We start from the raw sequence: 20,480 nt of genomic DNA, 5'->3' as shown, positions 1-20,480 counted from the left end.
TATGCAGTCAGATAAACGTTGGCTTCTGCATTACCCGAATCAAATTCCCCACGAACTCACCATCCCAAATGAAACATTACAATCTTACTTATTCAGCTCCGCAGAGGCTGCACCTGAGCATACAGCCATTCATTTTCTAGGAAAGAACATCACCTATGAACAGCTGCAAGAAGACGTATTGAAACTAGCCAGTCATCTGATGAAAATTGGCGTGAAAAAAGGTGACAGAGTAGCGATCATGCTGCCGAACTGTCCTCAATCGGTCATTTCTTATTATGCTGTTTTAATAGCAGGCGGCATCGTTGTTCAAACAAACCCGCTTTATACGGAGAAGGAACTGGAATATCAAATGGAAGACAGCGGCGCCAAAGTGCTGATCACGCTAGATTTGTTGTATCCAAAGGCTTATAAAATGAAAGCGCTGACAAGTGTGGAGCACTTAATCGTCACCAAACTACAAGATTATTTAACATTTCCGAAAAACATACTGTTTCCTATTGTGCAAAGAAGAAAAAATAAAATGGTCATCCAAGTGGAGAAAAATGACACCATTCATCACTTCGCGCAGATTATGAAAGAATCGGAAGGTGAACAGCAGATACCCGCACTTGCCTTTGACCCGAAAGAGGATATCGCTGTTTTGCAATATACAGGCGGAACGACCGGGTTACCAAAAGGGGTCATGCTCACACATGAGAATATTTTAGCGAATACTGAAATGTGCGCTTCCTGGATGTATAAAACGACCAGGGGGAAAGAACGCATCCTCGGCATCATTCCGTTTTTTCATGTCTACGGAATGACGACCGTTTTAAATCTTGCTGTCAAAGAAGGACATCAAATGATTCTTCTTCCACGCTTTGATGTCGCTGATACCCTCAAAACCATTGAAAAACAGAAGCCGACGCTATTTCCAGGCGCACCAACAATGTATATCGCCTTGCTGCATCATCCGAACATTGAAAAGTATGACCTGTCGTCCATCTCTGCATGTCTAAGCGGCTCAGCGGCACTTCCTGTTGAAGTCAAACAAAGCTTTGAAAAATTAACAGGAGGACGCTTAGTGGAGGGGTACGGACTTTCAGAAACCTCACCCGTCACTCATTCTAACTTTTTATGGGGAGCGAACAAAACAGGCAGCATTGGCTGTCCGTGGCCTAATACAGATGCAGGTATTTATTGCGAAGAAACCGGAGGCCTCAAAGAACCATATGAGCATGGGGAAATCATTGTTAAAGGCCCCCAGATCATGAAAGGATACTGGAATCAGCCAGAGGAGACAGAGGCTGTATTACGAGATGGCTGGTTTTTCACCGGAGATATAGGGTATATGGATGAGGACGGTTTTTTCTATATCGTCGACCGGAAAAAAGATGTCATTATTGCGAGCGGCTATAATATTTATCCAAGAGAAGTCGAAGAAGCCCTTTATGAGCATGAGCTTGTACAAGAAGTCGTCGTCGCCGGTATTCCAGATCCGTACAGAGGAGAAACAGTGAAAGCATTTGTTGTGCCGAAAAAGGGTGCCTACTTAACAGAGGACGAACTTGATCGCTTTGTCAGGACGAGAATTGCCTCATTTAAAGTACCGCGCGTGTATGAATTTAAAGAGTCACTGCCTAAAACAGCCGTCGGGAAGATTTTGCGCAGAGTATTAATTGAAGAAGAAAAAAGAAAGCACGCTTCTTCATCTGAAACGCCTGCCGATCAACCGAAAACATAACGGCTTCATCATCCGGTCCACCGGCCGGATGATTTGAATGTTGACCGCCTCCTCTGGTATGCTAAAGGTGGAAAAGAAAGAAGAAGATCACTTGACAAATCGCCCGTTTCTTTTTAACATAAAGTTATGAATGAATACTCATTCAATCCAGAAAGGGACGAAGCACATTGAAGCAGAAAAGACCGAAGTACATGCAAATTATTGATGCAGCAGTTGTGGTGATTGCAGAGAACGGCTATCACCAATCACAAGTTTCAAAGATTGCGAAACAAGCAGGGGTAGCAGACGGAACCATTTATCTTTATTTCAAAAATAAAGAGGATATTTTGATCTCATTGTTCAAAGAAAAAATGGGACAATTCATCGAACGGATGGAAACAGATATTCAAAAGAAGCCGTCGGCGAAAGAAAAGCTTTTACTGCTCATTGAGGAGCATTTTCGTATGCTTGCGCAAAATCATCATTTGGCTCTTGTGACACAGCTTGAACTTAGGCAGTCAAACCTTGAGCTGCGGCAAAAAATCAATGAGGTGCTGAAAGGGTATTTAAATATGCTCGAGTCGATTTTAGCAGAAGGAAAGAAAACAGGAGAGTTTAGACAAAATCTAGATGTCCGTTTAGCGAGACAAATGGTATTTGGGACGATTGATGAAACCGCTACAACATGGGTCATGAATGATCAAAAATATGATCTTCCTGCACTCGCAGAAAACGTACGTGATCTACTCTTAAACGGAATACATCAATCTTAAAGACATTTTGAAAAAGGATGATTGACATGGAAAAGATACTCACCTTACATCATGAAGGACAGACAGCACTTATCACGATTCAGCATCCACCAGCAAACGCCTTATCTTCTCAGCTGCTCACCGAGCTTAATGAGATGTTTGACCAGCTCGAACAAAATGAAGAAGTAAGAGCCATTGTGATCCACGGAGAAGGTAGATTTTTCTCAGCAGGTGCTGATATTAAGGAATTTACGACGTTACAGGAAGAGTCTGACTATTCAAGCCTTGCAGACAGAGGGCAGCAGGTCTTTGAACGGATTGAACAATGTCCAAAACCGGTCATTGCTTCAATTCACGGAGCTGCATTAGGCGGAGGCCTTGAGCTTGCCATGTCTTGTGATATCCGAATCGCAACAAAAGATGCGAAGCTTGGATTGCCGGAACTAAACCTCGGCATCATTCCGGGATTCGGCGGTACGCAGCGCCTGCCGCGCTATGTTGGTTCTGCTAAAGCGCTGGAAATGATGGGTACAGCTGAACCGATTACAGGTGAAGAAGCATTCGCCTGCGGACTTGTTTCAAAGCTGGCAGAAACAGAGGAAGAGGCGCTCGAAGCAGCCAAAACACTTGCGTCAAAATTTGCAACGAAAAGTCCAAAGTCACTCGAGTATGTGCTGGATTTATTGAATGCGACAAAATTGTATTCATATGATGGCGGTATGAAGCTAGAAGCCAAAAAGTTCGGTGAGATTTTCCAATCGAATGACGCCAAAGAAGGTATACAAGCCTTTATCGAAAAGCGCAAACCGAATTTTAAAGGGGAATAAAGGATTCAAACGAAACAAGGGGGAGAAATGGATGAATATATTTGTTTTGATGAAGCGTACGTTTGACACGGAAGAGAAGATTTCCATTCAGTCTGGTGCAATTCAAGAAGATGGAGCAGAGTTCATTATTAATCCTTATGACGAGTACGCCATAGAAGAAGCCATCCAGCTTCGCGACGAGCACGGGGGAGAAGTGACCGTTGTGACAGTTGGCAGTGAGGATGCGGAAAAGCAGCTGCGAACAGCGCTTGCTATGGGCTGCGATCAAGCCGTTTTATTAAATGTGGAAGACGACTTAGAAGAGTGGGATCAATATTCAGCTTCTACAATTCTTTACCATTATTTAAAAGACAAAGAGGCTTCCTTGATTTTAGCAGGGAATGTGGCAATTGACGGTGGCTCTGGACAGGTTGCCCCGCGTCTTGCTGAATTACTTGGGTTTTCATATGTCACAACAATTACAAGTATTCAAATTGACGGCGGCTCTGCTTCGATTGAACGAGATGCAGAAGGTGATGTGGAAGTCATTTCTGCTGAGCTCCCGCTTGTTGTCACTGCGCAGCAAGGTCTCAATGAGCCTCGCTATCCATCATTACCTGGCATTATGAAGGCAAAGAAAAAGCCTTTAGAAGAATTGGAACTGGATGATTTAGATCTGGATGAAGACGATGTGCCATATAAAATCAAAACAATTGAACGTTTCTTACCGGAGAAAAAAGAGGGTGGCAAGGTGCTGAGCGGTGAGCTTCAGGATCAAGTCAAAGAACTGACGGATTTATTAAGAAATGAAGCAAAGATCATCTAAACATCCACTTTACGATATCACGAGAACAAGGGGGAACTTGAAAGATGAGTAAAAAAGTTGTTGTACTTGGAGAAAGTCGTGACGGTAAATTAAGAAATGTGACATTTGAAGCCATTGCTGCCGCTCATCAAGTGGCAGATGGCGGTGAAGTCATTGGCGTGTTAATAGGGGATAACGTCAAAGACCTAGCGAATGAACTGCTTTACTATGGAGCGGATCATGTCATGATTGTGGAGCATCCGCACCTTTCATATTATACGTCAGATGGTTTCGCGCAAGCACTTCAAGCCATATTAGATCAGGTCAACCCAGATGCCGTCCTCTTTGGCCATACGTCTATCGGAAAAGACTTGTCGCCGAAAATAGCTGCACGCTTGCAGACTGGTCTAATTTCAGATGCGATTGATGTAAGCGTTACCGGAGAACATCTTGTTTTCACAAGACCGATTTACTCTGGAAAAGCCTTCGAAAAAGTGATTTCAACAGATCGTCTGCTTTTGGCGACTATACGCCCGAACAACGTGGCACCTCTTGAGCGGGATGCCTCACGAAGCGGAGACATTACACCCGTTTCTGTCGATATTCAGAACCTGCGAACGATCGTGAAGGAAGTCATTAAAAAAACGTCAGAAGGTGTAGATTTATCTGAAGCAAAGGTCATTGTTGCCGGGGGACGTGGGGTCAAGAGTAAGGAAGGGTTTGAACCGCTGAATGAACTCGCTGAGACGCTGGGCGCAGCAGTCGGTGCCTCGCGTGGTGCCTGCGATGCAGACTACTGTGATTATGCCCTGCAAATTGGGCAAACAGGCAAGGTCGTCACACCTGATCTCTATATTGCGTGCGGGATATCAGGGGCGATTCAGCATTTAGCCGGAATGTCTAACAGTAAAGTCATTGTGGCGATTAACAAAGACCCAGAAGCCGAGATCTTCAAAATTGCCGATTACGGAATCGTCGGTGACTTGTTTGAAGTGGTACCGCTTTTGAATGAAGAGTTAAAAAAGATGAATATCCACTCGTAACGCTCATACACTCAGAATGCCTAGGTATTCTGGGTTTTTTTGTATGTAATCAATACACAAAGGAGCGGTTGTGAAGTGAAGGGCAAAGTAAAAGTCAATGACGTGATCGGACGTATTTCTAAACACATCTATGGACATTTTCAAGAGCATTTAGGAAGAGGAATTTATGACGGGATTTGGGTCGGAAAAGATTCTGAGATTGATCATATTGAGGGGATTCGTACTGATGTGCTAAAGGCCCTTCAAGCATTACATATTCCGGTGCTTAGGTGGCCGGGCGGCTGCTTCGCAGACGAGTATCATTGGGCAAATGGTGTGGGAGATCTCAGCGAACGAAAGCCGATGGTGAACACTCATTGGGGTGGTACGGTTGAATCCAATGCATTTGGTACGCATGAATTTATGAAATTGTGTGAGCTGCTTGAATGTGAGCCTTATATTTGCGGAAATGTGGGAAGTGGGACTGTTCAAGAATTAGCAGACTGGATCGAGTACATCACTTTTCCAAAGGGAACACCTATGTCTGATTGGCGCATTCAAAATGGAAAACAAGAACCTTGGGATTTGACCTATGTTGGTGTAGGAAACGAAAGCTGGGGCTGCGGCGGGAATATGACGCCTGAATACTATGCCGATTTATATAAACGATATCAAACGTATGTGAGAGAGTTTGCAGGTCAGACGATATACAAAATTGCGTGCGGCGCCAATTCAAATGATGTGAATTGGACAAAAGTATTAATGGAGCGGGCCGCACCTTGGATGGATGGACTCAGTTTGCATTACTACACTGTACCTGGTACGTGGGAGAAGAAAGGATCAGCGACTGAATTTGATGAAGATGAATGGTTTATCACGTTGAAAAAAGCCTATGAGATGGAACGGCTTGTCGTGGATCATGGAGAGATCATGGATCGTTATGATCCAGACAAGCGAATTGGGATGATTATTGATGAATGGGGAACATGGTATGACCCAGAACCAGGGACGAATCCAGGATTTTTGTATCAGCAAAACACACTAAGAGACGCACTTGTTTGTGCCCTTCATTTTCATATCTTTCATCGTCATTGCCAGCGGATTCATATGGCGAATATTGCCCAGACGGTCAATGTTCTGCAAGCAATGGTGTTAACGGAAGACGAAAAGATGCTTCTGACGCCTACGTATCATGTGTTTCACATGTTTCAAGTGCATCAAGAGGAGGAAGCACTTGACGTGGAATTCGTGTCAACGCCTTATGAACGCAGTGGTGAAAAAATACCTCAGGTTAGTGTGTCAGCTTCGCGTTCGTCAGATAAGATGCATATTAGCTTCTGTCACCTGAATCCACATGAACAAAACGAAGTATCCCTTGCCATTGAAGGTGTGGATGCAGAAACGAAAGTCACAGGCCGCATGCTGACAGCAGACCGCATGAATGCGCACAACACATTTGATGATCCTCATGCTGTCCAGCCAGCAGAGTTTCAGCAATTTGTTGTAAAACCCGGTGAGTTGACCATAGAGCTGCCGCCAATGTCTGTGGTGATGATTACGATTGATCTCGCTTGATCGCATATTTAGATGTTTGATGAGCAGGATGTTGGGGCATCATACATTGTAAACGAAGCGGAAAGGGAGTTATTTATATGCTTAGAACGATTCTCATGATTATCGGTGCAATTGTTGTCATTGGTGCGATTGTACGGTTTGTTTTTTAATTCATTTCATAAAAAAAGATTCGTAAGCATTTCATTCGCAAGTCACATTGGTAGATGCTATACTAAAAATCATAATTTACATTGGAGGAATGAATAATGGCAATCGTAAAAGCTACTGACGCAACATTTTCACAAGAAACTGCAGAAGGTGTTGTTCTTGCTGACTTTTGGGCACCATGGTGCGGACCTTGTAAAATGATTGCTCCAGTTCTTGAAGAACTTGATCAAGAAATGGGCGATAAAATGAAAATTGTAAAAGTTGATGTAGACGATAACCAAGAAACTGCTGGTAAATACGGCGTGATGAGTATTCCAACACTTCTTGTTTTAAAAGACGGTGAAGTCGTAGAAACGTCTGTTGGTTTCAAACCAAAAGAAGCACTTGCTGAGCTTGTTAACAAACATCTATAAACCTGTCTATGCCCTAGCGGCATACTCACTGAAGCGGTTCTCGTAAAGACGAGAGCCGCTTTTCTTTCAACATGGTATAAAACAAATGTTCGTGATACACTAGAAGGAGTGAAAGAGGAAAACAAGGACGGATGAAAATATGAACAAAATGATCAAAGAAAAGCTATCGGTCTTGCCAGATCAACCAGGCTGCTATTTAATGAAAGATCGACAAAATACAGTCATTTATGTGGGGAAGGCAAAGGTCTTAAAAAATAGAGTACGCTCTTATTTCACTGGATCTCATGATGCCAAAACGCAGCGGCTTGTCAGTGAAATTGAGGACTTTGAATACATTGTCACCTCTTCTAATATCGAGGCACTCATTTTAGAGCTAAATTTAATCAAAAAATACGACCCAAAATACAATGTCATGCTCAAGGATGACAAAACGTATCCTTTTATTAAAATTACGAATGAACGGCATCCTAAGCTGATCGTCACCCGTCATGTGAAAAAGGACAAAGGGAAATATTTCGGACCATACCCGAACGTACAGGCAGCACGTGAAACGAAAAAGCTGCTCGACCGTTTATATCCTCTCAGAAAATGTGCCACCCTCCCTGATCGCGTCTGTTTATATTATCATCTTGGACAATGTCTCGCGCCATGTGTGTATGACATTTCTGAAGAAACGAATAAGCAGCTCGTGGACGAAATCATAAGGTTTCTAAACGGAGGACATCAGCAAATCAAAAAAGAACTCACCGAAAAAATGCAGGAAGCCGCCGAACAATTAGAGTTTGAACGGGCAAAAGAACTGAGAGACCAAATCGCTTACATTGACTCTACGATGGAAAAGCAGAAAATGACGATGAGCGATTTATCAGATCGAGATGTTTTTGCATATGCCTATGACAAGGGCTGGATGTGTGTCCAGGTCTTCTTCATCAGGCAGGGGAAATTGATTGAACGCGACGTCAGCCTGTTTCCTATGTATCAAGATCCTGAGGAAGAGTTTCTCACATTTATGGGACAATTTTATGCAAAGAACAACCACTTTCTGCCGAAGGAAATTTTGGTGCCAGATAGCGTAGATCAAGAGATGATTGAGCAATTGCTTGAGACGAACGTTCATCAGCCGAAAAAAGGAAAGAAAAAGGATTTGCTTTTACTTGCCCATCAAAATGCCAAAATTGCCTTAAAAGAAAAATTTTCGCTCATTGAGCGTGATGAAGAGCGGTCCATTGGTGCAGTGAAGCAGCTTGGAGATGCGCTAAATATTTATATGCCTTACCGGATTGAGGCATTTGATAACTCGAATATTCAAGGTGCAGACCCGGTTTCTGCCATGGTCGTCTTTCAGGACGGGAAGCCGTATAAAAAGGAATACCGAAAATACAAAATTAAAACCGTCACAGGTCCAGATGATTATGCATCGATGCGTGAAGTCATTAGAAGGCGATATACCCGCGTGTTAAAGGATGAGCTCCCGCTACCAGATTTGATTTTAATTGACGGAGGAAAGGGACAGATCAATGCAGCGATAGATGTGCTTGAAAATGAATTGAATCTGTCTGTCCCAGTAGCAGGTCTAGTCAAAGATGAAAAGCACCGGACGTCGAATCTGATGATGGGCGATACACTGGAAATTGTTGCACTAGAGCGGAATAGCCAGGCCTTCTATTTATTGCAGCGTATTCAAGATGAAGTACACCGGTTCGCGATTAGCTTTCACCGGCAGCTGCGCGGAAAAAATGCATTTCAATCTATTTTAGACGATGTGCCAGGTATCGGAGAAAAGCGTAAAAAACAACTTCTTAAACATTTTGGCTCTGTGAAAAAGATGAAAGAAGCCTCTATCCAAGACTTTCAGGATGCTGGCATCCCGAAACAAACGGCCGAGCTTTTAATGGAAGCGTTAAAAAAATAGATTGTACTTTTTCCAAAAGTCTGTTAAGATTGTGACTAAATTTAATAAATGAACGTGTTGTTTGTTGAAGATAGAGGTGCGAACTTCAAGAGTAAGCCTTCAGAGATCGATGGGGTCTAGGAAGAGGGCTGAAAGGGGAGCGTCGCCGAAGTGAATAAAATCCACTCATTTTATTCGCTGGCTGTACATTGAAGAAATGTAGGGCTGTCAAGAATGTATTTCTTGGAGGGCTATCTCATTGTTTGCATCGTTTGATGATGATTATAAAGCAATGGGAGATCTGTTCTCTCATTGCTTTTTTTATTTGCAGTGAGCAGGCAGTCTCCAAAGCCGCTTCTTTCCTCTTCTCTCACACGTGATCTTTTGAAAAAGGGTGGTAGACATGGGACTAATTGTACAAAAATTTGGCGGAACGTCTGTTGGATCGACAGAAAAAATTCGCAATGCTGCAGAAAGGGTCATCGCTGAACGCGAGGCCGGACATGATGTGGTTGTGGTTGTGTCGGCAATGGGTAAATCAACGGATGTTCTAGTAGACCTAGCGGAAGAACTCACAGATCATCCGAGCAAAAGAGAAATGGATATGCTGCTTGCAACTGGAGAGCAAGTGACCATTTCCTTATTAACGATGGCGCTGCAAGCAAAAGGCTATGATGCCATTTCCTTTACAGGCTGGCAGGCTGGTATGAAAACAGAGCAAGTACATGGTAACGCAAGAATCGTCGATATTGATGAATCAAGAATAAAAGAGGAATTAAGTGCTGGGAAAGTGGTTGTTGTGGCAGGCTTCCAAGGAATTGCAGATAATATGCATATCACAACACTTGGACGTGGTGGATCAGATACTACAGCTGTGGCACTTGCTGCTGCACTAAAAGCGGATAAATGTGATATTTACACAGATGTACCAGGAGTATTTACGACAGATCCGCGTTATGTACCGGCCGCGCGGAAGCTTGCAGGTATTTCATACGATGAGATGCTCGAACTGGCTAATTTAGGAGCTGGCGTCTTGCATCCAAGAGCTGTCGAATTTGCGAAAAATTATCAAGTCCCACTAGAAGTCCGTTCTAGTATTGAAAATGAATCGGGTACGTTAATTGAGGAGGAATCATCCATGGAACAAAATTTAGTCGTCAGAGGCATTGCATTTGAGGATCAGATTACACGCGTGACGGTGTGCGGTCTTTCAAGCGGTCTCACCACATTGTCGACCATCTTTACGACACTTGCGAAGCAAAATATCAATGTCGATATCATCATTCAGTCAGTCACAAGCACCAATCAGACGTCGATCTCTTTCTCTGTGAAAACGGATGATTTGTCTAAAACAGTTGAAGTGTTAGAAGAATATAAAGGAGCACTTGGCTACGAACAGATCGAGACAGAAAGCAAATTAGCCAAAGTATCTATCGTTGGATCTGGTATGGTCTCAAATCCAGGCGTAGCCGCTGAAATGTTCGCTGTGTTAGCGGAAAAAGATATACAAGTGAAAATGGTCAGTACGTCTGAAATCAAAGTCTCAACAGTGGTTGGCCGGGACGATATGGTCAAAGCAGTTGAAGCACTGCATGATGCGTTTGATTTATCAAAGGTAGCTGCGCATTCTTAAAGAGGCAGGGAGGTGTATCTCATGAAAGAGTGCACCTCTTTTTTATATTCGAAACCGCCGCATACAAGAAAGGAAAACGTGCGTAAACCCATTCACTAAGTATGCTATGATAGAAGAAGACAAACAAAAAAAGGCGTGACCTGAAGTCCGCGCCTTTCATAAAGAATGTTAGCTAGGGTCTCTTAAATCCCATTTAACGGTTAAAATGACTTTATCAGCACGCTTTTTCACTTGTTCATAAGATTCAGCCACGAGCTCGTTGAGAAGCTGGATTTGTTCAGCAATAAAACCTGCTTCCATCTGAAAGCATGGCTCCTTTTGATAGGTGAGTCGATTTGATACAAGTGGACCTTCGAGCTCAAACTCAATTTCCTGTTTTTTCGAATGGACCATCGTGAGAGTTCCCCATCCGGCATCATGGAAAAATTCGGGGATTTTCTCCCATGACTCTTGAGGAAATTTACGAGCAAGCAGCTTACCCGCAAAATACATCATAGATGAATGGTCCTGACCAAGAATATCAGGAAGCAGAACTTCGCGTATCAGCTCGTAGGCAAATCCATTGACTTCAATTTCTTTTAGCTGTTCTAAGTTAGATTCGAATTTATTCATTGTACGGCTCCCCTCTTTCAACAATTTATTATAGCTTATGTGAGCATATGATGACAGAGTTTTCCCTGAAGTCTAAGAAATTCTTATTGTAGTAAAACGAATTTTGATTTAAAACTTTTAAATTTCGGAAAATTTTAATTTATGTACGCGGTTTCTTGACGCTTTTTTGACATAGGAGTAAAATGAAATTGTCAATAAATTTGAATAAAGTGCTTACAATTGAAAGAAGCGGGGGTAAGACAATTTTCAGCAATTGCACTTTTACTAGGGGGTAAAGTAATGTCGGGGAACAAAGAATTTTTTTATCGGAGATTGCATTCTTTGCTTGGCGTCATTCCGGTCGGTCTATTTTTAATTCAGCATTTAGTGGTGAACCACTTTGCGACGAGTGGACCAGAGGCGTTTAACAAAGCTGCACACTTTATGGAACAGCTTCCATTCAGATATGCACTTGAGCTGTTCGTGATTTTCTTACCACTGATCTATCATGCTGTTTATGGGGTGTACATAGCCTTTACGGCACAAAATAACACGTCTCGCTTCAGTTACTTAAGAAACTGGTTGTTCAGACTGCAAAGGGTTTCAGGTATCATCACATTGATTTTTGTCACTTGGCATGTATGGGAAACGCGAATTCAAGCGCAGCTTGGAGCTGAAGTGAACTATGACATGATGGCGAATATTTTAAGCTCTCCATTTATGCTAGGCTTCTATATTGTCGGCGTTTTATCTACTATTTTCCACTTTGCTAATGGCTTGTGGTCATTTGCTGTCAGCTGGGGAATTACTGTTTCACCACGCTCACAAAGAATCTCCACATATGTGACATTAGGTATATTTATAGCGCTTTCATATGTAGGGCTAAGAGCAATTTTCGCTTTTGTTTAAGAGGAAATAGATTAGTAGAAGAGGGAGAGGGGCTACAATGAGTAATTCTAGCATCATCGTTGTCGGAGGCGGCTTAGCTGGTCTTATGGCAACTATTAAAGCAGCAGAAGCGGGAACAGCTGTTAAACTATTTTCAATCGTACCTGTAAAACGTTCGCATTCTGTATGTGCACAGGGCGGAATCAACGGAGCGGTGAATACAAAAGGTGAAGGGGATTCACCTTATGAACATTTTGATGACACGGTGTATGGCGGAGACTTCTTAGCCAACCAGCCGCCAGTAAAGGCAATGTGTGAAGCAGCGCCGTCCATTATCCACTTACTTGATCGGATGGGTGTTATGTTTAACAGAACACCAGAGGGATTACTGGACTTCCGCCGTTTCGGGGGAACACAGCACCACCGTACAGCATTTGCTGGAGCTACAACAGGTCAGCAGCTATTATATGCACTTGATGAGCAGGTTCGCCGCTATGAAGTAGCAGGACTTGTCACGAAATATGAAGGCTGGGAATTCCTTGGCGCTGTGTTAGATGACGAGGAAGTATGCCGAGGCATTGTCGCGCAGAACTTGACGACAATGGAAATTGAATCCTTCCGTTCAGATGCAGTGATCATGGCAACAGGCGGTCCTGGAATCGTGTTCGGAAAATCAACAAACTCCATGATTAACACTGGCTCTGCTGCATCTATCGTCTATCAGCAAGGGGCTCATTATGCAAATGGAGAATTCATTCAAATTCATCCAACAGCGATCCCTGGAGATGACAAGCTTCGTCTCATGAGTGAATCGGCTCGTGGTGAAGGTGGACGTGTTTGGACATATAAAGACGGGAAGCCTTGGTACTTCCTTGAAGAGAAATACCCGGCATACGGAAACCTTGTACCGCGTGATATCGCAACGCGTGAGATCTTTGACGTATGTGTCGAGCAAAAGCTTGGCATCAACGGAGAGAACATGGTATATCTCGATCTTTCTCATAAAGATCCAAAAGAACTTGATATTAAACTAGGCGGCATCATTGAAATCTATGAAAAATTCATGGGTGATGACCCGCGTAAGCTTCCAATGAAAATTTTCCCTGCTGTTCATTACTCAATGGGCGGATTATGGGTTGATTATGATCAAATGACGAATATCAAAGGCCTATTTGCTGCCGGAGAATGTGATTACTCTATGCACGGCGGAAACAGACTTGGTGCAAACTCACTGCTTTCAGCCATTTACGGCGGAATGGTCGCTGGACCAAATGCTGTGAAGTACATTAGCGGTCTTGAAAAGTCTGCGGAAGACCTATCTTCTGCAACATTTGACAGCGCTGTGAAGAAAGAGCAGGAGAAATGGGACAACATCCTCGGCATGGATGGAACAGAAAATGCGTACGTGCTTCATAAAGAGCTTGGAGAATGGATGACGGATAACGTCACAGTTGTTCGTTACAATGACAAACTCTTAAAAACAGATCAGAAGATCGAAGAACTAATGGAGCGCTACAAGCAGATCAACATCAACGATACAGCTTCATGGAGCAACCAAGGCGCTGCCTTCACACGTCAGCTTGACAACATGCTTCAGCTGGCAAGAGTCATTACGATCGGGGCTTACAACCGAAATGAAAGCCGAGGCGCACACTACAAACCGGACTTCCCAGAGAGAAACGATGAAGAGTTCCTAAAAACAACGATGGCTACGTTCAAAGGAAAAAATCAAAAGCCTGCATTCCACTATGAGGACGTCGATGTATCGTTAATTGCACCTCGTAAACGAGATTACTCGAAGAAAAAGGTGGAGAAATAAGATGAGTGAAAAAAACACGATTCAATTCATAATCACACGTCAAGATACAGCAGATGGAAAGCCTTATGATGAAGAATTCGAAATCCCTTACCGCCCAAATATGAACGTCATTTCCGCACTCATGGAAATTAGACGGAACCCGGTCAATAAACAAGGGGAAAAAACAACGGCGATCAACTGGGATATGAACTGTCTTGAAGAGGTGTGCGGAGCTTGTTCTATGGTCATTAATGGAACACCGCGCCAATCATGTACAGCCTTGATTGACAAGTTAGACCAGCCGATTCGTCTACAGCCGATGAAGACATTCCCGGTTGTGAGAGATTTGCAGGTTGATAGAAGCCGGATGTTCAATTCCTTGAAAAAGGTGAAGGCATGGGTACCGATTGATGGTACGTATGATCTTGGTCCTGGACCAAGAATGCCTGAGAAAAAACGTCAATGGGCATACGAGCTTTCTAAATGTATGACATGTGGTGTCTGCCTTGAAGCTTGTCCAAACGTGAATGATAAGTCTTCCTTTATGGGACCTGCACCGCTTTCGCAAGTTCGTCTATTTAACGCACATCCGACAGGTGCGATGAATAAGTCAGACCGTCTAGAAGAAATTATGGGGGACGGTGGTCTTGCGAACTGCGGGAACTCCCAAAATTGTGTGCAGTCTTGTCCGAAAGGAATCCCGCTGACAACGTCAATTGCTGCACTTAACCGAGATACAACTTTACAAGCATTCCGTAACTTCTTCGGAAGCGATCACGCAGAATAACATTACATTCAGTCCTCTTTGCCAATCATGATGAGTGTTTAAGAGGCTGGATGCAACATATAAACAAACGCCTCTTCCAATACGGGAGAGGCGTTTTGTTTCCAAATAAGGAGATGGTCAAGTGAGATTGCCGTCATATATTGAAGAACCGTTTGAAGAGTGGAGGGCATCCTTTCGATTTTATGTCGAAACGACCGTTCGCTTTTCAGAAACGGATATGTTTGGCCATATGAACAATGTCACCCCTTTTGTGTATTTTGAAGAGGCGCGCATTGCCTTTTTTCAAAAAACAGGAATTGTTGATAAACGGATGAAACGTGTGAGAGAAACCATGACAGTCGTCGCTAACCTGCAATGTGATTACATCAAGCAGGTAGAGATTGGAGAGAGACTTCGTGTGTATGTCAAGCCGGAAAAGGTAGGCTCAAGCTCACTCATTCTTCATTATTTAGGAGAAAATGAGCAGCAGGAACCATGCTTTACAGGCTCAGTCACCATGGTGCAAATTAGTAAAGACACAGGCACATCTGTCCCATTTACTGAAGAAGAAAAAGAGACATTTCAGGCGCAGCGAAATGAGTAGCATGCTGGCTCATCAACGTGTACGCTTCATTTTGTTATAATAAAAGCATCATATCAAGAAGAAATAAGAGGAGAACATATGAAGATTTTTCAATATGACACCATTGATAGTACAAATAATGAAGCAAAAAGGCTTATGCAGCAAGGAGAAAAGCCCTCATTTGCTGTCTATGCACACCAGCAGACAGCAGGAAGGGGCAGACTCGGCAGGCCGTGGGAAACACCTTTAGGGAATGTGGCGGTAACCATGACAGTCATGCCGCCAGAAGAACTCTCCACCCAGTCAACGATCGCCCCGCTGACAGCACTAGCAATCTATGATGTGCTGAAACCACTCATAAGAGCGGACGATCAACTGGCGATCAAATGGCCGAATGATATCCTCATTAATGAAGCAAAGGTATCCGGCACATTAATTGAAGCAGACCGCAGCGCCATTTATATCGGTGTTGGCATCAATGTAGAGACGAAGCCGGAGCATGTCCCGTACAAAACCATTTGCTTATCAGAGCTGACAGAGGTGAAAGCCGATCAGCTAGTGAAAGACCTGGCAGCGGCTTTTGAAAAATACCATACACGCTGGCAGAATGAAGGATTTGAAGCACTCACTGCCCTTTATAACAAACGGTTATATCGTCTCAACAAGCCGCTTCGCATTTCGTTAGATCGTGAAAAACAAACATGGGAAGAAGGCATTTGCTGCGGCGTTAACCGCTTTGGTCATCTTCAGCTAAAAGATGATAAAGGACAAATCAAAGCTCATTCTGCCGGAGATATTGATGCCCCGCTTCAACATTAAAAAAAGCAGACGATGTTCTCGTCTGCTCAGCGTGTAGACAAACCCTCGCATTCGTTGTCAGGTCTGCGCGCTGGTGCTCACGAATGTTCAATTCGCTCCGCGCCAGTACTCGTCCTTCCTAGACTTCAAAGGTTTTCTATCACGCTGAAAAGAAGACAAAGTGCTAAAATAAAAATCATTTTAGCACTTTGTCAACAATCTAAGCAGACGATGTTCTCGTCTGCTTTAGGCTTCTCTTTTAATATGAGGCTGCACAATATAATCTTGTTTCGTAAAGACAACCCCGTCTAGAATTTCTCTTGCGGTTCGAATGACTTTGACTCTGTTTTGAGACACGTCAATGTCCGTTTGCATTATCCCAGCAGGGTGCCCAATTCGAAGCGTATCATGTTGTCCATCATAAAGCTGTGCAGGAAGCGTATGTTCCATAAAACAGCTGGCTGACACGCAGACAGAGCCGGTAATGGCAAGCGCTTGGTGTGGTCTTTGCATCGATAGCATGCGTACGACGATATCCATATCGGCTGCTCGTCTCATCACTCCGTTTGTATCCACATAATCAGCAGGCTCGCTAATGATCGCAAGCTTCGGAACAGCTGGTGACTGTAATGTCGCCATGTCTTTTGGCGCAAAGTGACACATTTCAGCAGCGATGGAACGAATCTCTTCTAAATCATTCAGTAATGCGTCTGTAAACTCCTCAGGCAATTCAGTTCCATTTAAATGAAGATCCTTCGCACGGACAAAGGCAATGGGATTTGCGATGTCAACGATCGAGATCGGAATCTCTCCGAATTTTGTCTGAATCATATCCATGCGGTTCCCTGTCGGAAAGGTTTTACCTGTCACAGCGCCTTCAGGATTTTCAAAAGATAAATAAATGGGAGAACCTGTCCCTTTTACTCCTGGAATTTCTGCCTGTCCCTCAAATTTTACTTCTCCATTTTCGACTTCGACCTCTGCTGTAATGACTTTATTTGTGTTGGTATTGAGGATACGTACAGTCGTAATGGGCTCAACCGCTTGAACAAGTCCTTTAATGATGGCGTATGGTCCAACCGCTGATGAGATATTCCCGCAGTTCCCTTTAAAGTCGACATATCTCTCATTGATGCTGACTTGTGCAAACGTATAGTTCACATCCACATCTGGACGTGTGGCTTTATCGATAATGGCCACTTTGCTTGTTAAAGAATTACCACCGCCGATTCCATCGACCTGCAACCGGTCAGGGCTGCCCATAATGTCTAGTAGAAATGCCTCGAGCTCATCGTGTTCAAATGGTGCATTGTTTGCTTGAATGAATACCCCTTTACTTGTACCGCCTCGCATGATTGTGATTGGAACTTTTCTCATTGCTCTCACCCTCAATTTTTAATGAACTGTTTATCTAATCAAAATGGTAAAGTATAATAAGAAATAAGTTAAATACATTATTTTAAGATGAATCAATAAAATTTTTTTATAACTAGTGAAAAAGGAGGGCACACAATGGATGAGAAAGACTGGCGGTTTTTAAAGGTGCTTTATGAAGAAAAGAACATCACAAAAGCGGCAGAAAAATTATTTGTCTCTCAGCCTGCCTTAAGCTATCGGTTGAAGCAGCTTGAAGAAGAGTTCGATATGAAGCTTTTCTTTAAAAGAAAACGAGGGATTGAATTTACGTCAGAAGGCGAGTACTTGGCTGCATACGCGAATGACATGCTCAAACAGCTTCAGCAAACGAAAGATGGTATGCTGAATATGCAAAAAAAGGTCAAAGGGACAATCAGGTTAGGGGTCTCAAGTAACTTTGCTCAGTATAAGCTCCCAGAAATTTTAAGAGAATTTTCTAAGCAGTATCCACATGTTCAATTCATGGTAAACACAGGCTGGAGCACAAAAGTCATGGATTTATTAGGCACATCAAGTGTCCATTTAGGGATTTTAAGAGGGGATTACGACTGGAATGGAGAGCGGTTTTTGCTCGATAAAGAGCGGCTTTGTATCATTTCAAAATCAGAAATCCAGCTGAAAGACCTCCCAAATCTGCCGCTCATTGACTATCATACAGATAGTTCATTAAAACGATTGATTAACAGATGGTGGCAGGAAACGTTCACCATGCCTCCACTTGTGACTATGGAGACAGACCGCCAGGATACATCAAAAGAGATGGTCAAGCATGGTTTAGGCTATGCCATTGTCCCAGAAATTTGCCTCAGACCAAGTGATGAGCTATTTGTAAAAGGTCTTTCGTATAAAGATGGACAGCCTGTTTTAAGAGATACATGGCTTATGTACCAGCCAGACTCCCTTCATTTATCTGTTGTGAAAGCATTCATTGAGTTTTTAAGAAGTCAGCAAGGCTGATTATAAAAGAAATTTATAGAATATACGAAAAAATCAATATTTTCATTATGAAAAAAGCTATTATATCCTTGAAATAGAAAGCGCTAACATATAGATCGCAAGTGCAAGGGGGCGCTTGCAGATCATGTAAAGAAGAGGATGGAGGGATATAAAGTGCTAGCTATTTTAGGGATCTTAATGGTCTTGACATTTACATTTCTTATTATGACGAAACGTATGCATCCGGTGGTGGCTCTAACCGTTGTACCTATCATATTTGCATTGATCGGTGGCTTTAACAAAGGATTAGGGGACATGATGCTTGATGGACTGAAAACTGTTGCACCATCAGCTGCTTTATTGTTATTTGCCATTTTATTCTTTGGTGTCATGCTGGATGCTGGATTATTTGATCCTCTGATTAAACTCATTTTACGTATTGTAAAAGGTGATCCTGTCAAAATTGCTTTTGGGGTAGCGATTTTGTCTATGCTTGTTGCTTTAGATGGTGATGGAACAACAACGTATATGATTACCGTATCAGCAATGCTACCACTTTTCTTAAGAATTGGGATGAACCCATTAATTTTAGGAACGATTTCATTATTGTCTTTAGGAATTATGAGCGGAATGACGCCTTGGGGCGGTCCGGCTACCCGTGCCATCGCGGCGCTTGGATTAGATGCTGGTGAATTTTTTATTCCATTAATTCCAACAATGGTTGGAGGCGGTCTTTTTATTCTTTTTACTGCGTATGTGCTTGGAAAAAAAGAGCGGAAACGAATTGGGGTTGCAGAGATTCAGTACAAAGAAGAGGCCTCGATCTCCCCTGAATTGGCAGCGTCAATAGAAGATGGAGTAGAAGACATGAAAAGACCCAACCTCATTTGGGTGAACTTCTTCTTGACGATTGCGGTGATGGCGACACTTGTTTTAGATATCGTACCGATTCCAGTTCTCTTCTTAATTGGATTTGTCATCGCTCTCATGATCAACTATCCAAAGGTTGAAGATCAGCGCGAGAGAATTTTGTCGCATGCAGGAAATGCCTTAACGGTCATTACGCTTGTGTTTGCAGCAGGGATTTTCACAGGCATTTTTTCGGGGACAAAAATGGTGGAGTCCATTGCTCATTTGGTCATTTACATGATTCCGGATTCCTACAGCTCATTTTTTCCGCTGATTGTTGCTTTGACGAGTATGCCATTTACATTTGTTCTTTCAAATGATGCGTATTATTTCGGGGTGCTTCCGATCTTGGCTGAAGCGGGTGCTGCTTACGGAATTGATCCAGTGGAAATTGCGCGTGCCTCTATTATAGGACAGCCTGTTCACTTGCTGAGCCCTCTTGTGGCTTCAACGCTGCTTCTTGTCAGTATGCTGAACAAAGATATTGGTGATTTGCAAAAATATGCACTGCTGTGGACTGTGTTAACTGCCTTTTTTACAACGCTTATTGCTTTGTTAACTGGAGCCATTTCTATCTTTTAAATAGGTGTATGAAAAGGACGATGTCTCAGGTAGGAGACTCGTCCTTTTTTGTGCGGATAAAAGCGCACAAAATGGACGCTCATATGCGGGAATTCTCGATTTTAACGTCACCTACCTCGAGCAACCGGCATATGATATCTCGACTATACAGAATCCCATTCTATAGAGACTAGAGCTCTCACCTTAGCAAGGAGGGTTACAATACTTGAAGGAGAAAGAGTTTCAATCCAAGCCGCTATTAACCAAAAGAGAAAGAGAAGTATTCGAATTGCTCGTCCAAGATAAAACAACAAAAGAAATTGCAAGCGAGCTTTTTATTAGCGAAAAGACTGTTCGAAATCATATTTCGAATGCTAAGCATACCTTTTACAAATTAATTCCTCGATCAATTAAAATAACTCCAAAAGTCATCTGTTAATAAGTTACACAAAAGGATTATAATTGTACTACGAGAAATAATTACTTAT

At 42.9% G+C, this 20,480-nt stretch carries 19 protein-coding genes and 1 riboswitch; of the genes, 17 read left to right on the top strand and 2 right to left on the bottom strand.

Going from position 1 to position 20,480, the window contains the following annotated elements:
* Nucleotide 1 precedes the first annotated feature (1 nt).
* From MKY83_RS13590 to MKY83_RS13550, 9 genes are all read left to right on the top strand, one after another.
* Nucleotides 2-1,723 (top strand): AMP-binding protein, encoded by a 1,722-nt coding sequence (locus tag MKY83_RS13590; protein ID WP_342487421.1) that lies wholly within the window; start codon nucleotides 2-4, stop codon nucleotides 1,721-1,723.
* Between the two features lie 167 nt (nucleotides 1,724-1,890).
* Complete coding sequence (locus MKY83_RS13585) at nucleotides 1,891-2,475, top strand: TetR/AcrR family transcriptional regulator (protein WP_003216590.1); 585 nt, start codon at nucleotides 1,891-1,893, stop codon at nucleotides 2,473-2,475.
* 26 nt (nucleotides 2,476-2,501) lie between these two features.
* Entirely contained in the window at nucleotides 2,502-3,281 is a 780-nt protein-coding gene (locus MKY83_RS13580; protein ID WP_126740791.1) for an enoyl-CoA hydratase, read from the top strand.
* 31 nt (nucleotides 3,282-3,312) lie between these two features.
* Complete coding sequence (locus MKY83_RS13575; protein ID WP_065098560.1) at nucleotides 3,313-4,086, top strand: electron transfer flavoprotein subunit beta/FixA family protein; 774 nt, start codon at nucleotides 3,313-3,315, stop codon at nucleotides 4,084-4,086.
* A gap of 44 nt (nucleotides 4,087-4,130) precedes the next feature.
* Entirely contained in the window at nucleotides 4,131-5,108 is a 978-nt protein-coding gene (locus tag MKY83_RS13570) for an electron transfer flavoprotein subunit alpha/FixB family protein (protein WP_065098559.1), read from the top strand.
* 75 nt (nucleotides 5,109-5,183) lie between these two features.
* Nucleotides 5,184-6,662, top strand: a complete 1,479-nt coding sequence (locus MKY83_RS13565) for an alpha-N-arabinofuranosidase (protein WP_342487420.1) — start codon at nucleotides 5,184-5,186, stop codon at nucleotides 6,660-6,662.
* A 245-nt stretch (nucleotides 6,663-6,907) separates the two neighbouring features.
* Complete coding sequence (gene trxA / locus MKY83_RS13560; protein ID WP_034320855.1) at nucleotides 6,908-7,222, top strand: thioredoxin; 315 nt, start codon at nucleotides 6,908-6,910, stop codon at nucleotides 7,220-7,222.
* A gap of 139 nt (nucleotides 7,223-7,361) precedes the next feature.
* Complete coding sequence (uvrC, locus tag MKY83_RS13555; protein WP_111911244.1) at nucleotides 7,362-9,134, top strand: excinuclease ABC subunit UvrC; 1,773 nt, start codon at nucleotides 7,362-7,364, stop codon at nucleotides 9,132-9,134.
* 63 nt (nucleotides 9,135-9,197) lie between these two features.
* Nucleotides 9,198-9,375, top strand: a riboswitch (Lysine riboswitch).
* Nucleotides 9,376-9,516: 141 nt separating this feature from the next.
* Nucleotides 9,517-10,746, top strand: coding sequence for an aspartate kinase (locus MKY83_RS13550; RefSeq protein WP_341028809.1), 1,230 nt, complete (start codon nucleotides 9,517-9,519; stop codon nucleotides 10,744-10,746).
* A 168-nt stretch (nucleotides 10,747-10,914) separates the two neighbouring features.
* On the opposite strand, the gene MKY83_RS13545 is transcribed toward MKY83_RS13550, so the two are convergent.
* Complete coding sequence (locus MKY83_RS13545) at nucleotides 10,915-11,358, bottom strand: YslB family protein (protein ID WP_113767532.1); 444 nt, start codon at nucleotides 11,356-11,358, stop codon at nucleotides 10,915-10,917.
* A gap of 279 nt (nucleotides 11,359-11,637) precedes the next feature.
* Here MKY83_RS13545 and MKY83_RS13540 point away from each other — a divergent pair, with 279 nt between their 5' ends.
* From MKY83_RS13540 to MKY83_RS13520, 5 genes are all read left to right on the top strand, one after another.
* The gene (locus MKY83_RS13540) at nucleotides 11,638-12,246 is read left to right on the top strand and encodes a succinate dehydrogenase cytochrome b558 subunit (protein WP_044139954.1); all 609 of its coding nucleotides are present in this window, start codon (nucleotides 11,638-11,640) and stop codon (nucleotides 12,244-12,246) included.
* Between the two features lie 37 nt (nucleotides 12,247-12,283).
* A complete protein-coding gene (gene sdhA / locus MKY83_RS13535) occupies nucleotides 12,284-14,044 on the top strand; it encodes a succinate dehydrogenase flavoprotein subunit (RefSeq protein WP_003216403.1) in 1,761 nt (586 codons plus the stop codon).
* A 1-nt stretch (nucleotide 14,045) separates the two neighbouring features.
* Nucleotides 14,046-14,810, top strand: a complete 765-nt coding sequence (sdhB, locus tag MKY83_RS13530) for a succinate dehydrogenase iron-sulfur subunit (protein WP_113767531.1) — start codon at nucleotides 14,046-14,048, stop codon at nucleotides 14,808-14,810.
* A gap of 121 nt (nucleotides 14,811-14,931) precedes the next feature.
* Nucleotides 14,932-15,393: a thioesterase family protein gene (locus MKY83_RS13525; protein WP_044139955.1), complete on the top strand. Its 462-nt coding sequence runs from the start codon at nucleotides 14,932-14,934 to the stop codon at nucleotides 15,391-15,393.
* Between the two features lie 78 nt (nucleotides 15,394-15,471).
* The gene (locus MKY83_RS13520; protein WP_113767530.1) at nucleotides 15,472-16,191 is read left to right on the top strand and encodes a biotin--[acetyl-CoA-carboxylase] ligase; all 720 of its coding nucleotides are present in this window, start codon (nucleotides 15,472-15,474) and stop codon (nucleotides 16,189-16,191) included.
* A 225-nt stretch (nucleotides 16,192-16,416) separates the two neighbouring features.
* On the opposite strand, the gene MKY83_RS13515 is transcribed toward MKY83_RS13520, so the two are convergent.
* Nucleotides 16,417-17,547: a PrpF domain-containing protein gene (locus MKY83_RS13515; RefSeq protein ID WP_268508561.1), complete on the bottom strand. Its 1,131-nt coding sequence runs from the start codon at nucleotides 17,545-17,547 to the stop codon at nucleotides 16,417-16,419.
* 135 nt (nucleotides 17,548-17,682) lie between these two features.
* Here MKY83_RS13515 and MKY83_RS13510 point away from each other — a divergent pair, with 135 nt between their 5' ends.
* From MKY83_RS13510 to MKY83_RS13500, 3 genes are all read left to right on the top strand, one after another.
* On the top strand, nucleotides 17,683-18,543 hold the full coding sequence (locus tag MKY83_RS13510) for a LysR family transcriptional regulator (RefSeq protein WP_003216318.1): 861 nt from the start codon (nucleotides 17,683-17,685) through the stop codon (nucleotides 18,541-18,543).
* A 153-nt stretch (nucleotides 18,544-18,696) separates the two neighbouring features.
* A complete protein-coding gene (locus tag MKY83_RS13505; RefSeq protein ID WP_268453024.1) occupies nucleotides 18,697-20,013 on the top strand; it encodes a citrate:proton symporter in 1,317 nt (438 codons plus the stop codon).
* Nucleotides 20,014-20,218: 205 nt separating this feature from the next.
* Nucleotides 20,219-20,431, top strand: coding sequence for a LuxR C-terminal-related transcriptional regulator (locus MKY83_RS13500; RefSeq protein ID WP_242730880.1), 213 nt, complete (start codon nucleotides 20,219-20,221; stop codon nucleotides 20,429-20,431).
* Nucleotides 20,432-20,480: the final 49 nt, after the last annotated feature.

Origin of the sequence: Bacillus sp. FSL M8-0266, from assembly GCF_038613425.1 — a bacterium.
Taxonomy (GTDB): domain Bacteria; phylum Bacillota; class Bacilli; order Bacillales; family Bacillaceae; genus Bacillus; species Bacillus pumilus.
This window is presented reverse-complemented; position numbering and strand designations above follow the sequence as displayed.